Annotated in this window: 11 protein-coding genes; 6 read left to right on the top strand and 5 right to left on the bottom strand. The window is 73.1% G+C overall.

Annotated features, from left to right (window positions below):
- Window positions 1-16 precede the first annotated feature (16 nt).
- Window positions 17-967 carry a 2,3,4,5-tetrahydropyridine-2,6-dicarboxylate N-succinyltransferase gene (gene dapD / locus ACLQ3K_RS19475; RefSeq protein ID WP_224646071.1) on the top strand — a complete coding sequence of 317 codons (951 nt, stop codon included), beginning with the start codon at window positions 17-19 and terminating at the stop codon, window positions 965-967.
- A gap of 58 nt (window positions 968-1025) precedes the next feature.
- Here dapD and ACLQ3K_RS19470 read toward each other — a convergent pair whose 3' ends face one another.
- The 5 genes from ACLQ3K_RS19470 to benA all read right to left on the bottom strand — a co-directional run bounded on the left by ACLQ3K_RS19470 (window position 1026) and on the right by benA (window position 8440).
- Window positions 1026-1286: a hypothetical protein gene (locus ACLQ3K_RS19470; protein ID WP_426001170.1), complete on the bottom strand. Its 261-nt coding sequence runs from the start codon at window positions 1284-1286 to the stop codon at window positions 1026-1028.
- Window positions 1287-1386: 100 nt separating this feature from the next.
- Complete coding sequence (locus tag ACLQ3K_RS19465; RefSeq protein WP_426001169.1) at window positions 1387-3894, bottom strand: LuxR C-terminal-related transcriptional regulator; 2508 nt, start codon at window positions 3892-3894, stop codon at window positions 1387-1389.
- A 41-nt stretch (window positions 3895-3935) separates the two neighbouring features.
- Window positions 3936-6533, bottom strand: a complete 2598-nt coding sequence (benC, locus tag ACLQ3K_RS19460) for a benzoate 1,2-dioxygenase electron transfer component BenC (protein WP_426001168.1) — start codon at window positions 6531-6533, stop codon at window positions 3936-3938.
- A 21-nt stretch (window positions 6534-6554) separates the two neighbouring features.
- Entirely contained in the window at window positions 6555-7067 is a 513-nt protein-coding gene (gene benB, locus ACLQ3K_RS19455) for a benzoate 1,2-dioxygenase small subunit (protein ID WP_426001167.1), read from the bottom strand.
- The gene (gene benA, locus ACLQ3K_RS19450; protein ID WP_224646076.1) at window positions 7064-8440 is read right to left on the bottom strand and encodes a benzoate 1,2-dioxygenase large subunit; all 1377 of its coding nucleotides are present in this window, start codon (window positions 8438-8440) and stop codon (window positions 7064-7066) included. The genes benB and benA overlap by 4 nt, the downstream gene beginning before the upstream one ends.
- A 173-nt stretch (window positions 8441-8613) precedes the next feature.
- Here benA and ACLQ3K_RS19445 point away from each other — a divergent pair, with 173 nt between their 5' ends.
- The 5 genes from ACLQ3K_RS19445 to ACLQ3K_RS19425 are packed head-to-tail and all read left to right on the top strand — an operon-like array spanning window position 8614 to window position 12660.
- Window positions 8614-9552, top strand: a complete 939-nt coding sequence (locus tag ACLQ3K_RS19445; protein ID WP_336671925.1) for a LysR substrate-binding domain-containing protein — start codon at window positions 8614-8616, stop codon at window positions 9550-9552.
- A 5-nt stretch (window positions 9553-9557) separates the two neighbouring features.
- Window positions 9558-10661: a mandelate racemase/muconate lactonizing enzyme family protein gene (locus ACLQ3K_RS19440; protein WP_426001239.1), complete on the top strand. Its 1104-nt coding sequence runs from the start codon at window positions 9558-9560 to the stop codon at window positions 10659-10661.
- 52 nt (window positions 10662-10713) lie between these two features.
- The gene (catA, locus tag ACLQ3K_RS19435) at window positions 10714-11568 is read left to right on the top strand and encodes a catechol 1,2-dioxygenase (protein WP_426001166.1); all 855 of its coding nucleotides are present in this window, start codon (window positions 10714-10716) and stop codon (window positions 11566-11568) included.
- Window positions 11568-11858, top strand: a complete 291-nt coding sequence (catC, locus tag ACLQ3K_RS19430; protein ID WP_336671927.1) for a muconolactone Delta-isomerase — start codon at window positions 11568-11570, stop codon at window positions 11856-11858. The genes catA and catC overlap by 1 nt, the downstream gene beginning before the upstream one ends.
- Window positions 11851-12660 carry an alpha/beta fold hydrolase gene (locus tag ACLQ3K_RS19425; protein ID WP_426001165.1) on the top strand — a complete coding sequence of 270 codons (810 nt, stop codon included), beginning with the start codon at window positions 11851-11853 and terminating at the stop codon, window positions 12658-12660. Before catC ends, ACLQ3K_RS19425 begins: the two co-directional genes overlap by 8 nt.

Raw genomic sequence — 12660 nt, 5'->3', positions numbered from 1 at the left:
CCGGTACCCTGATCGCGTGACGAATCGTGGAGCGAAGGCGTACGGACTGGCCACCCTCACGGACGACGGGACGGTGCTCGACACCTGGTACCCCGCGCCGGAGCTGACCGACGGCGGCGGCACCGCCGGCACCGTGCAGGATCCCGACGGTGCGCCGGAGGTCCTCACGGCCTCCGCCGGCGCGGACGCGGCCCGCAAGGTACGCGTCGTGGTCGTGCAGACCACGATCGCCGACCTGGACGCCGCCCCGGCCGACGCGCACGACGTCTACCTGCGCCTGCACCTGCTGAGCCACCGCCTCGTGCAGCCGCACGGCCTCAGCCTCGACGGCCAGTTCGGCCTGCTCGCGAACGTCGTGTGGACCAACTTCGGCCCCTGCTCCCCCGTGGACTTCGAGTCGGTGCGAGCGGCGCTGTTCCCGCGCGGCCACGTCACGGTGTACTCGGTCGACAAGTTCCCGCGCATGGTCGACTACGTGCTGCCCAGCGGCGTGCGCATCGGCGACGCCGACCGCGTCCGCCTCGGCGCGCACCTGGCCGAGGGCACGACCGTCATGCACGAGGGCTTCGTGAACTTCAACGCCGGCACGCTCGGCACCGCGATGGTCGAGGGCCGCATCTCGGCGGGCGTCGTCATCGGCGATCACTCCGACGTGGGCGGCGGCGCCTCGACGATGGGCACGCTGTCGGGCGGCGGCAAGGAGATCATCAAGCTCGGCGAGCGGTGCCTGCTGGGCGCCAACTCCGGCCTGGGCATCCCGCTCGGCGACGACTGCGTGCTCGAGGCCGGCCTCTACCTCACGGCCGGCACCAAGGTGACCGGCCCGGACGGGACGCAGGTCAAGGCGCGCGAGCTGGCCGGGCAGAGCAACCTGCTGTTCCGCCGCAACTCGGTGACCGGCGCGGTCGAGGTCGTGCCGTGGAAGAGCGAGGGCGTCGAGCTCAACGCCGCGCTGCACAAGAACTGACCCGGACGCGACGAGAACGGCGGCCGGTGCCTGCACCGGCCGCCGTTCTCGTCCGCCGTCAGTGAATACTCTTCGCGGAGAGGTCGCCGGCGGGCCCCATGGAGCACCCCAGCCCGCCCAACACCCGGTCGAGCGCACGATGCAGGACGGGCTGCTCGCCCACGGGCTCGGTCACGGACACGCGCGGCGAGCCGGTGCCCACACACTCCGGATGGTGTGACACCAGGCGGGATTCGACCATCCACAACCCCACGCCGCACAGCACCACCGCCGCGCACAGCGCAGCGACCAGGGCGACCCTGACTTTCGTGAATGTCATCTTCACCGCCTTCCCACAACTGAACCTCACTCCTCTTTGCAATAGCGTAGCACTCGACCCCGCGATGATTCGCAGAGGCAATCATCAGCTGGGTGCGCCGCTAGCTGCCGAGGCCCGCCGGGCCGCGGTCCGTGAGCTCGCCGCCGTACCGGGCGGTGAGCTCCCCCCTGGTCCGAACGCCCAGCTTGGCGAAGATCCGGGTCAGGTGGAACTGCACCGTCTTCGGCGAGAGGTACAGCTGCTCCGCGACGCGCCGGTTGGTATCCCCCGCCACCACCAGGCGCGCGACGTTCAGCTCGTGCGGGGTCAACGTCGCGACGTCCGCGGCTGACGGGCCGCTCGTCCGGCCCAGCTCGCGGTCGGTCGTCCGCAACCGGGCGTGCGCCCCGAGTGACTCGAAGGCCGCCGCGGCCTCGCCGAGGTGGTGGGCCGCGTCCCTCCGATGCCCGGTGCGCCGCAGCAGCATTCCCAGGTCGAGGTGCAGGCCGCCCGCCGCGACGGGAAAGGACTCGGCCTCCGCCAGACAATCCCGCAGCGCGTCCGCCGCCGCGTCGGCATCGGGATCCGCCGCCGCGCGGGCCGCACCCATCCGGATCCGCGCGGGCGTGCTCTGCGGTGCCGGCGCGCCGTCGAGCAGGGCGACGGCCTCGTCGCCGCGCCCCGCGTCCGCGAGCGCGCGGGCGGCGACGTGGTGCCAGGGCCAGAAATCGGGCCCCACCGTCCGGGCGGCCGGGTCCGCGAGGAGGGGCTGGACGGCCGCCAGCACGGCGCGCGGACCGCCGCGGGCCGCCGCGGCCTGCGCCAGCGCCGCCGGGATCCGCTGCGTCAGATAGCCGGTCGGGGCGACCCGCGCGGCCGCCGCGTGCCGGTCCGCGCCGTCGGCGTCACCGCGAAGCGCGAGGATCTCGGCCGCGGTCCAGTGCGCGAGCGGCGAGCAGAGCACGATCCCCGTGCTGTCGCCGAGCTCCACCGCCTCGCGCGCGCTGTCCAGCGCGGCGTCCCAGTCGCCGATCTCGAACTGCACCCGCGCCAGCCAACCGAGGGCCCACAGCGAGACCCTGTGCGCGCCGCCCACGGCCTCCCGGGCGGCGGTGAGCGCGGTCCGCGCCCGGTCCAGGTCTCCGAGCCCGTACTGGATCCAGCCCACGCCCAGCATGAGCCGCTGGGACACCGCGACGGGAAGGCCGGTCTCGGCGAGCCCCACCTCCACCGCGCGGGCCGCACCGACCACGTCGCCGGCCGCAGCGGCGCCGAGCCCACGGAAGGCCCGGGACTCGATGGCGGGCGGAGCGTCGCCGCCGAGGGCGATGGCACGGTCGGCCCAGGTTATGAGCGCCGGGCCGTCCCAGCGCACGAGGGCGTCCAGGCCCCGACGGTGCGCGATCCGCGCGGCGGGGAGCGGGTTCAGGCGGGGGTTCACCGCGTTCCAGGCGCGCTCCAGCCGGTCCAGCGCCTCGGCGGGCCGCCCCGATTGGATCGCGACGTAGCCCAGCACCGAGTCCCGCTCGGGACTGGCCGGAAGTGCCTCGATGGCGGGCACGAGCTCGCGGGCGGCGCCGAGGTCGCCGGCGCTGACGTAGGCGTCGACGGCCGCGATCCGCAGCTCGCGCGCGGCCTCGGCGTCGGCGGCGACGCCGGTGGCCGCGGCGAACGCAGCAGCGGCCGAGGACCATTCGCCGCGGGCGGCCAGCGCACCGCCGTCGTCGGCGAGCGCCCTCGCCAGCGCCGCGTCGCTCCGCAGGACCGCGGCCGCGCGGTGGCGCAGCGCGCGGTGCGGATCGACCACCTCGGCGGCTGCGGCGTGCAGCCGCGCCCTGTCCGTCCACGCGGAGGCCTCCTCCACCGCGCGGGCGACGATCGGCGCGGGCGGCGCGATCCATGGGCCGTCCCGGTCCCGGCGGGCGATCACCAGCCCCTGGGCCGCGAGCGCGTCGAGCAGTTCCGCGGTCACCTCCGTGCCGGCCACGGCGGCGAGGTCCGTCGGGGTCGCGCCGCCGAGGACCGCCGCCGCGAGGGCGACGCCGGCCGCCGGCTCCCCGACCTCCGCAAGCGCCGCGGCGATCCGGTGCCGCTCGCCCGCGGGCACCGCGTCCGAGGGCTGCCCGCCGGAGCGCGCGGCCTCGTCGAGCGCGGCGAGCGTCGCCTCGATCGCGCCCCCGGTCCGGCGGTGCAGTCGCACCGCTGCCGCGCCCGACAGCTCGAGCCCGAGGCCGCGAGCCAGGGCGGCGATCTCGTCGGCGGAGAAGGCGTCCAGCGCGAGGTGGACGTCGGCGCCGAGGGCGCGCGCGTCGTGGTTCCACAGGCCGGATACCGGCGGCTCGGCCGTCGCCCGCGCCAGTACGACCGGGGTGCCCCGCTGCGCGGCGGCCGCGAGCTCACCGAGCTCACGGTCATCGAGCCGCTGCGCGTCGGCGACGATCACACCGGCGCCGGCGACGAGGGCCTCGCGCAGGCGCGCACCGTCGTCCGGCGCGAGGGCGCCGAGGGCCTGGACGACGGGAGCGTCGGGGCGGGAGTACGTCGCCAGCGCCCGCGCACCGCGGCCCGTCGGGTCGCCGATCACGGCCGCCCGGGCTCCGCGGATGCGCCGCACCGACCAGGGGTCCATCGCCCCACGATAGGCGGGCGGCGCGTCCGCGGGACGCCGGTTCAGCCGAGATCCCCGCCGCCGACGGGCAGGACCGAGCCGGTGAGGTAGCCGGCCTCGTCGCTCGCCAGGAAGCAGATCACGGCGGCCTGCTCGTCGAGCGTCCCGTACCGGTGCATCAGGCTCGACTCCAGCGTCTGGTCGATGTGCGCCTGGAACCACGCCCGCTCGACCTCGGTCTCGGGGACGTCCCCGCCCCGGGGGATGCGGCGGGCGGGCGCCTCGGTGCCGCCGGGGGCCGCCGCGACGACGCGGATCCCGCTGTCGGCGTACTCCATCGCGAGCGACGCGGTGAGCGCGTTCACGCCGCCCTTCGCCGCCGAGTAGGGCACGCGGTGGACGCCGCGGGTGGCGACCGACGAGACGTTGACGATGACCCCGTGACCCCGTCGCTGCATCGACGGCAGCACGGCCCGGCAGGAGAACAGCGTGGTGAGCAGGGACCGGGTGACCTCGGCGCCGATCTGCGCCTCCGTGAACTCGGTGAAGGGCTTGAACCACATCGCGCCGCCCACGTTGTTGACGAGCACGTCGATCCGGCCGAAGCGCTCCAGCGCCTGCGCTGCGACGTCCTGTGCGCCGGTGAGCGATTCGAGGTCGGCCACGGCGGCCACCGCCTGCGCCCCGTGGGAGGTGAGCTCGTCGGCGAGCTCGCGGACCAGGTCGGACCGGTCGACGAGCACGACCTGCCCGCCCTCCGCGTGCATCCGGCGGGCCACGCGCTCGCCGATGCCCTGCGCGGCGCCGGTGACCACGACGACCCGGCCGGCGAACCGCCCGGGATGGACGAAGGCGGGTGTGCGCGCCAGCTCCTGCTCGTGCATCGCGCGCCGCGTGGTCTCCATGGACCGCTCGGCGTGGTCGGCGACCAGGGTGCGCGCCGCCTCCCGGTCCCCGGCGGCGATCGCCTCGACGATGTCGAGATGGTCCTGCGCGCAGCGCGGGTGGATCCAGGTGGCGCTGCGCAGGGTTGTGTCCATGTGGCTGCGGACGCCGAGCCGCTGGTAGGCGGCGAGCAGGTGCTCGTTCCCGGTGAGCGTGAACAGGTAGTCGTGGAAGGCGGCGTTGGCCTCGGTGTACCCGGCGGCGTCGGTGAGCCGGTCGCCGTCGAGGTAGGGCACCGTGGCCTCCGCGAGCAGCCGGTAGCCCGCGAGCTGCGGCGAGCCGAGCCGCCCCAGCACGAGCTCCAGCGCGCCGAGTTCCAGCGCCTTGCGGGCCTCGAAGACGGCGTCGGACTTGCGGATGTCGGGGTGTTCCTCGCCGATCTCGTAGCCGTCCGCCCGCGCGGCGGGATCCGCGTGCAGGACGAGCGGCTGCAGGTCGCTCGTGGCGAGGAGCGGCTGGCCGGCCACGCCGCGCGCGTCCGGATTCTCCACGAGCGCACCGCCCGCGCCGACCAGCAGCCCGTCGAACGACAGGGCCTCCGCGGCGTCGGGTTCCAGTGCTGCAGCCGCCGGCAGCGGGGTCCGGGGTTCGACGGACGTGGGTTCCGCGGGCGCGGGGCTCGGCGCGACGGACTCCTGGGCCTCGGTCGCGGGTGCGGCCGCCGGAACGGCGGGCGCGGGTGCAGCGGCGACGGCGGGGAGGAACTTCTCGTAGTAGAAGCCCGTGGGGGTGATACCGAGCCGGTCCAGCTCCGCGCGGAAGCCGTCGATCATGGGCGGCGGCCCGCAGAGATAGACCGCCACGTCGCCGCCGTGCAGGTGCGCGGTGCGGAGGATGTCGGTCACGTGCCCGCGGTGGGCGGCGGTGCTGTCGGCGGCGGAGACGCAGTGCTCGAAGTCGAACGCCCCCAGCTCCTCCCGCAGACCGTCGAGCACGTCGAGCTGCGTGACGTCCTGGTCCTGCGAGACGCCGTAGAGCAGCTGCACGGAGCGCCCGGGGTCGCGGGTACGCATGGATCGCAGCATGGACAGCATGGGCGCGAGCCCGGTCCCGCCGGCGACGAGCAACGCGGGCCGGTCGGCCTCGCGGAGGAAGAACGAGCCGAGCGGCCCCCGGAAGCTCACCCGGTCGCCGACCTTCGCCCGCCCCGTGAGCCAGTCCGACATCGCGCCGCCGCTCGGGATGAGCTTGACCAGGAACTCCAGCTCCTCGTCGTCGGGGTGCGAGGCGAAGGAGTAGGACCGCTCGGCGTCGGGCGCACCGTCGGCCCCGGAACCGGGCACCGCGATGTTCACGTACTGCCCGGGGAGGAAGGCGAGGCGCTCGCGCTCGTCGGCGCGCAGCCGCAGCCCGACGGTGCTCGGGGTGAGCCGTTCCAGGCCGGTCACGGTCGCGGCGAACTCGCCGACCTGCGTCTTCGCCACCGCCGAGGTGCTGCTGATCTGGAGCACCAGGTCGGACGTCGGCGACATCGAGCAGGGCAGGCAGTAGCCCTGCTCCGCCTCCTCGGCGGTGAGCGCGTCCTCGACGTAGGTGCCGCCGTCGTAGGTCCCGGACTCGCAGAGGGCCTTGCACGTTCCGCACGCCCCGTCGCGGCAGTCGAGCGGGATGTTGATCCGCTGCCGGTACGAGGCGTCCGCCACCGTCTGCCCGGGGTCGACGGAGATGAACCGGGTCACCCCGTCCTCGAAGGCGAGCGCCACCTGATGCGCCATGATGAGATCCCTTCCGCCCGTTCAGACGTGGTAGATGTCGACGACGTGGTGGATGTAGTCGTTCTTGAGCACCACGGTCTTCCGGCGGAACAGGGGCTGCTCGCCCGAGAAGTCGAGCGTCGCCATGGTGGTGCCGTAGTACGGGTCGATCGTGTCGTACCGGAAGTACATGGTGTGCCAGTTGAATCGGACGTCAACCAGGTCGCCGCGGCGCTCGATCACCTCGACGTTGGTGATGTTGTGGCTGGTCCGCGGCTCCGGCAGCGAAGTCGCAGACGAGCGCTCGGTGCGGATCCGGAAGACGCGGTCCGTCAGGCCGCCCTTGTCCGGGTAGTAGACCAGCGATATCTCGGTCTGCGGGTCATCGGTGAGCTTGTCGTCGTCGGCCCAGGCGGGCATCCAGAACTCGCAGTCGTCGGCGTAGCAGTCCAGCCACTTCTCGAACTCGCGGTCGTCCAGGTGCCGCGCCTCGCGGTAGAGGAACTGCTCGATGACGTGCTGATCGATGGCGCGCGAGCCGGCCGCGGCGCTCATCGGACGACTCCCTTCGCGGCGTCGGCCTGCAGGCCGGCCTGGAGGGCCTCCTGCCAGTACTTGTGTTGCACGGGGTACAGGCCCTCGTCCTCGTTCTTGACGCCGGAGGAGACGACGCCGGTCATGCCGAGCGTCGTCGCGACCTCGTCCGGGCCGGTGAGCCAGTGCTCGGCGCCGCGGCTCATGTCGTTCCACTGCGCAGCGGTCGCGAGGAAGGTCTTCTGGCAGCTGCGGAACTCCTCGAGGTCGTCCGGCGTCGCCATGCCCGAGGCGTTGAAGAAGTCCTCGTACTGGCGGATCCGCCAGGAGCGGTTCTCCTTCGACTCGCCCTTCGGGGCGATGCAGTAGATGGTGACCTCCGTCTTGTCCACGCTGATCGGGCGGAAATGCCGGATCTGCGTGGAGAACTGGTCCATCAGGTAGACGTTCGGGTACAGGCACAGGTTGCGCGAGCCGCGGACCATGAAGTCGCCCTTGGCCTCACCGAATTGCTCCTTCAGCTCGTCGAGCCGGTCCCACAGCGGGCGGTCCTGCGGGTTCCCCGCCCAGGTCCACAGGCACAGGTGGCCGTTCGGGTACGACCAGTAGCCGCCGCCGGACTTGCCCCACTGGCCCGCGTCCAGCGTCTTGGTGGTGTTGCCCGAGTCGCCCGTGTTGCGGCGGCTGGTGGTGGCCGCGTAGTTCCAGTGGGTGGCGGTCACGTGGTAGCCGTCGGCGCCGTTCTCCGCCTGCACCTTCCAGTTGCCGTCGTAGGTGTACGTGGACGCACCGCGGAGCACCTCGAGCCCGTCGGGCGACTGGTCCACCAGCATGTCGATGATGGCCGTGGTGTCGCCGAGGTGCTCCTCCAACGAGGGCACGTCCGGGTTCAGCGAGCCGAACAGGAAGCCGCGGTAGTTCCCGAACTTCGCGACCTTCGTCAGGTCGTGGCTGCCCTCCTTGTCGAACTGGGCCGGGTAGCCGGCGCCGTCGGGATCCTTGACCTTGAGCAGCCGGCCGTCGTTGCGGAAGGTCCAGCCGTGGAACGGACAGGTGAGGGTCTTGCGGTTGTCGCTCTTCTTGCGGCACAGCATCGCGCCGCGGTGCGCGCAGGCGTTGATGAGCAGGTTCAGCTCGCCGTCGGCGCCGCGGGTGATCACCACGGGCTGCCGGCCGATGTAGGTCGTGTAGTAGTCGCCGACCTCGGGGACCTGGCTCTCGTGCGCGAGGTAGACCCAGTTGCCCTCGAAGATGTACTTCATCTCCAGCTCGAAGGTCTCCTCGTCGGTGAAGATGTTGCGGTTCACCCGGTAGACGCCGTCCGCGGGACGCTCGTCGATCGCCCGGTCGAGCACGTCGGGAGACGGGGTGGGTGAAGGTTCGGTCACGGTCATGGGAGACCTCCGGTCGGCTGGGTGGCTGTGATCCCCATCACCGTGCCGCGCGACGTGCAGCCCGCGCGCCGGGCATATCGCTAGCAACCCACCAGGGTGCTTTTACTGCCACCTAGGCACTAATCATACCGGAATAAGTCCTGGTCTTTCCCAATCGATGCTCCTACCGTGAGATGCGCATCACATCGACCACCGAGGAGGACGCCATGGAGCTGCGACACCTGCGCCAGTTCCTGGCCGTCGCGCAGACCGAGCACTTCGGCCGCGCCGCGGACGGGCTGCACATCGCGGGCCCCGCGCTGTCGCGCACCATCCGGCAGCTCGAGACCTCCCTCGGCACCCCGCTCTTCGAGCGCACCACCCGCCAGGTGGAGCTCACGGAGGCCGGCCGGGTCTTCGCCGGGGAGGTCCGCCGGATCCTCGCCGAGCTCGACGGTGCCGTCGGCCGCGCCCGGCTGATCGGTCAGGGCGCGAGCGGCGTTCTCCGCGTCGGCGTCACGGGCTCCGCCTCGTACGGCGTGCTCCCCCGCGTGGTCCGCCGGGTGAAGTCGGTCCTCCCGGACGTCGAGCTCACCATCGACACCGAGATGCTGACGCCGGTGCAGGCCGCCGCCCTCATCGACGGCCGCCTGGACCTGGCGCTGCTGCGCACCCCCGTCGCCGTCGAGGGCATCGCGCACCGCGTGCTCTTCGCGGAGCCGCTGATCCTCGCCCTGCCGCAGGGGCACCGGTTCGACGGGGACCCCGACGTCACCGTCGCCGACCTCCAGGACGAGACCTTCGTGACCTACCCGGCCGACACCGGCTCCGTCGTCGACGGCGCCGTGGTCCGGACCTGCGCCGCGGCGGGCTTCACGCCGCGCCGCGCCCACCAGGTGCCGCAGACCTCCACGCTGCTCGCGCTCGTGGCGGCGGGCCTCGGCATCGCCCTGGTCCCCCGCACCGCCAGTTCCATCCAGCTCCCCGGCGTGCACTTCGTCGACCTGCCCGACACCGAGAGCGTCGAGCTCGCCCTCGCGTGGCGCGCCGCCGACGACTCACCCCTCCTCGCCCGCGTCCTCGAGGCGCTGGGCGGGACCGACCTCACCGACGAACGGGAGACGGCCGCATGACCGACCTGCGCATCACCGCCATCGAGGCGATCCCGTACCGGATCCCCTACGTCAAGGCGCTGAAGTTCGCCTCCGGCGAGGTGACCCACGCCGACCACGTGCTGGTGCGGGTGCACACGGCGGGCGGCCTCGTCGGCCACGCCGACGCGCCGCCGCGGCCCTTCACCTACGGCGAGACGCAGGCCGGGATCGTCGCCGTGATCGACGGGATCTTCGCCCCGCAGCTCGTCGGGCTCGACGCCGACCGGCGCGCCGTCCTGCACGCCCGGATGCACTGCACCGTCGGCAATCCCGCGGCGAAGGCCGCCGTCGACATGGCGGTGTGGGACGTCCTCGCGCAGGCCTGGGGCACCTCGGTCAGCCGCGCCCTCGGCGGCCACACCGACCGCATGCGGGTATGCCACATGCTCGGCTTCGACGCGCCCGCCGCCATGGCCCAGGAGGCCTCCGCCGTCCGGGACCGCTACGGCATCACCACGTTCAAGGTGAAGGTGGGGCGCCGCCCCGTCGACCTCGACGTCGACGTGGTGCGCGCGCTGCGGAACACCCTCGGCGACAAGGCCGAACTGTACATCGACGGCAACCGCGGCTGGACGGCCTCGGAATCGCTCCGCGCCCTGGACATGCTCGCCGACGCCGGCCTCACCCTGGCCGAGGAGCTGTGCCCCGCGGACGACGTGCTCGGCCGGCGGCGGCTGGTGGCGAACTGCCGCATCCCGTTCGTCGGCGACGAATCCGTCACCACCCCGGCGGAGGTCACCCGCGAGCTGCTCGGCGGCGGCGCCACCGCCGTCTCCATCAAGACCGCCCGCACGGGATTCACCGGCTCGCAGGAGATCCTGAACCTCGCCACCGGCCTCGGCGTGGAGGTCGTGATGGGCAACCAGATCGACGGCCAGCTCGGCACCGCCTGCACCGTGGCCTTCGGCGCCGCCCACGCCGCCACCAGTGCCCGCGCCGGCGAGCTCTCCAACTTCCTGGACATGGCCGACGACCTGCTGACCGAGCCGCTCCGCATCGTCGACGGCGAGCTCGCCGTCCCACCGGGTCCCGGGCTCGGCGTCACCGTCGACCCCGACAAGCTCGCGTACTACCGCCTCGACGGATAGCCCCGTCCCCCTGAAGCCTCAGCCAGAACATCAGCCCACCGAGGAGAAGACCATGACCACCACCGAATCCGACGCCAAGGCCGCCGATTCCGGAGCCGGCGCCACCGCCGCCTTCCTCAAGAAGCAGGGCGCCGGCGCGGACACCCCGCCCGAGCGCGTCTCCCAGCTCGCCACCGAGGTCATCACCGCCGTGCACGACGTGGTCCGGCGCCATCAGGTGACCTACGCCGAGTACGACGCCGTGAAGTCCTGGCTCATCAACGTCGGCCAGGACGGCGAATGGCCCCTGTTCCTGGACGTCTGGATCGAGCACGTCGTCGAGGAGGTCGCCAACGCGCACCACCAGGGCAACAAGGGCACCATCGAGGGCCCGTACTACGTGCCCGACTCCCCCGTGATCGGCGCCCGCGGCGCGCTGCCCATGCGCGAGAACGAGTCGGGAACCCCGTTGGTCTTCTCCGGCCAGGTCCGCGACCTCGACGGGAACGCCCTGCCCGGCGCGAAGATCGAGATCTGGCACGCCGACGCCGACGGCTTCTACTCGCAGTACGCCCCCGGCCTGCCCGAGTGGAACCTGCGCGGCAGCTTCGTCGCCGACGAGGACGGCCGCTTCGAGATCACGACGATCCGCCCCGCGCCGTACCAGATCCCCACCGACGGCTCGTGCGGCAAGCTCATCGCGGCCGCCGACTGGCACGCCTGGCGGCCCGCCCACCTGCACCTCAAGGTGTCCGCGCCCGGCAAGGACCTGCTCACCGCGCAGCTCTACTTCCCCGGCGACGCGCACAACGACGACGACATCGCCTCGGCCGTGAAGCCGGAGCTGGTGCTCGACCCGCAGCCCGCCGCCGATGGCAACGGCGAGACCGTGGTCTACGACTTCGTGCTCGATCCGGAGACCCGCTGATGGCGCTGTTCGCGGTGCGCATGGACGTCGCCATCCCGGACGACGTGGACCCGGCGGTCCGGGCCGAGACCATCGCCACCGAGAAGGCCTACAGCCAGGAGCTGCAACGCGGCGGCGAGTGGGTCCACATCTGGCGCATCGTGGGTCAGTACTCCAACATCTCGGTCTTCGACGTCGCCGACAACGAGCGGCTGCACGAGATCCTCTGGGGCCTGCCGCTGTTCAAGTGGATGACGGTGGAGGTCACGCCGCTGGCCGGCCACCCGTCGGACATCGCGCTCGATGGTTGAGCGGGTCCTGCAGACCCGGCACGGCCCCGTCGGGGCCACCGTGGCGGGCGAGGGTCCGACGGTGCTGCTGCTGCACGGCTTCCTGTTCTCCCGCGCCATGTGGGCGCCGCAGCTGGCCGCGCTCGCGGACGCCGGTTTCCGGGGCGTCGCGGCCGATCTGCTCGGCTTCGGCGACACCGCCCCCGCGCCGCCGAGCGGCGAGATCCCGCTGCACCACCACGCCGAGGCCGCGCTCGATGTGCTCGACGCGCTCGGGGCCGCGGGATTCACGGCGGTCGGCTACTCGATGGGCGGCCAGGTGGCGCTCGAGCTCGTGGACCTCGCCGGCCCACGGCTCGAACGCCTCCTGCTCAGCGACACCTTCGCCGGGCTCGACGCCCCCGAGGTCCGGGCCGCACGGTACGCCCTCGCGGACCGGCTCGAGGCCGAGGGCACCGTCCGGTACGGGGAGGAGTTCCTGCCCGCCGTGCTCGGGCCGACGACCGTCGCGACGCGGGCGGAGGTGTGCGAGCTGGCCCGCGCGATGATCGCCGCGGCGCCCCCGGCCGGTGCGGCGGCGGCCCTGCGCGGCCGGGCCGGACGGCGCGACCTCACCGCGGTCGCGGGCGGGTTCGGCGGCACGGCTCGGGTCGTGGTGGGCGCGGAGGACGTCTTCGACGCCGGCGTCCTGGGCGCGGGCCTGGCCGCGGCGCTCGGCACCGTCGACCTGCACGTGCTCCCGGGCGCCGGGCACAGCCCGTCACTGGAGACGCCTGAGCTCTTCGACCCGCTGCTCCTGGACCTCCTCCGGGCCGCACGGTAG

It is taken from the genome of Tsukamurella sp. DT100, from assembly GCF_049844855.1.
Classification (GTDB): Bacteria; Actinomycetota; Actinomycetes; order Mycobacteriales; family Mycobacteriaceae; genus Tsukamurella.
This window is presented reverse-complemented; position numbering and strand designations above follow the sequence as displayed.

Bases quoted from the DNA above. Each gene is read 5' to 3' on its own strand.
- ACLQ3K_RS19470 (WP_426001170.1), bottom strand. From the start codon at position 1,286: ATGACATTCACGAAAGTCAGGGTCGCCCTGGTCGCTGCGCTGTGCGCG.
- ACLQ3K_RS19465 (WP_426001169.1), bottom strand. From the start codon at position 3,894: ATGGACCCCTGGTCGGTGCGGCGCATCCGCGGAGCCCGGGCGGCCGTG.
- benC (WP_426001168.1), bottom strand. From the start codon at position 6,533: ATGGCGCATCAGGTGGCGCTCGCCTTCGAGGACGGGGTGACCCGGTTC.
- benB (WP_426001167.1), bottom strand. From the start codon at position 7,067: ATGAGCGCCGCGGCCGGCTCGCGCGCCATCGATCAGCACGTCATCGAG.
- benA (WP_224646076.1), bottom strand. From the start codon at position 8,440: ATGACCGTGACCGAACCTTCACCCACCCCGTCTCCCGACGTGCTCGAC.
- ACLQ3K_RS19445 (WP_336671925.1), top strand. From the start codon at position 8,614: ATGCGCATCACATCGACCACCGAGGAGGACGCCATGGAGCTGCGACAC.
- catA (WP_426001166.1), top strand. From the start codon at position 10,714: ATGACCACCACCGAATCCGACGCCAAGGCCGCCGATTCCGGAGCCGGC.
- catC (WP_336671927.1), top strand. From the start codon at position 11,568: ATGGCGCTGTTCGCGGTGCGCATGGACGTCGCCATCCCGGACGACGTG.
- ACLQ3K_RS19425 (WP_426001165.1), top strand. From the start codon at position 11,851: ATGGTTGAGCGGGTCCTGCAGACCCGGCACGGCCCCGTCGGGGCCACC.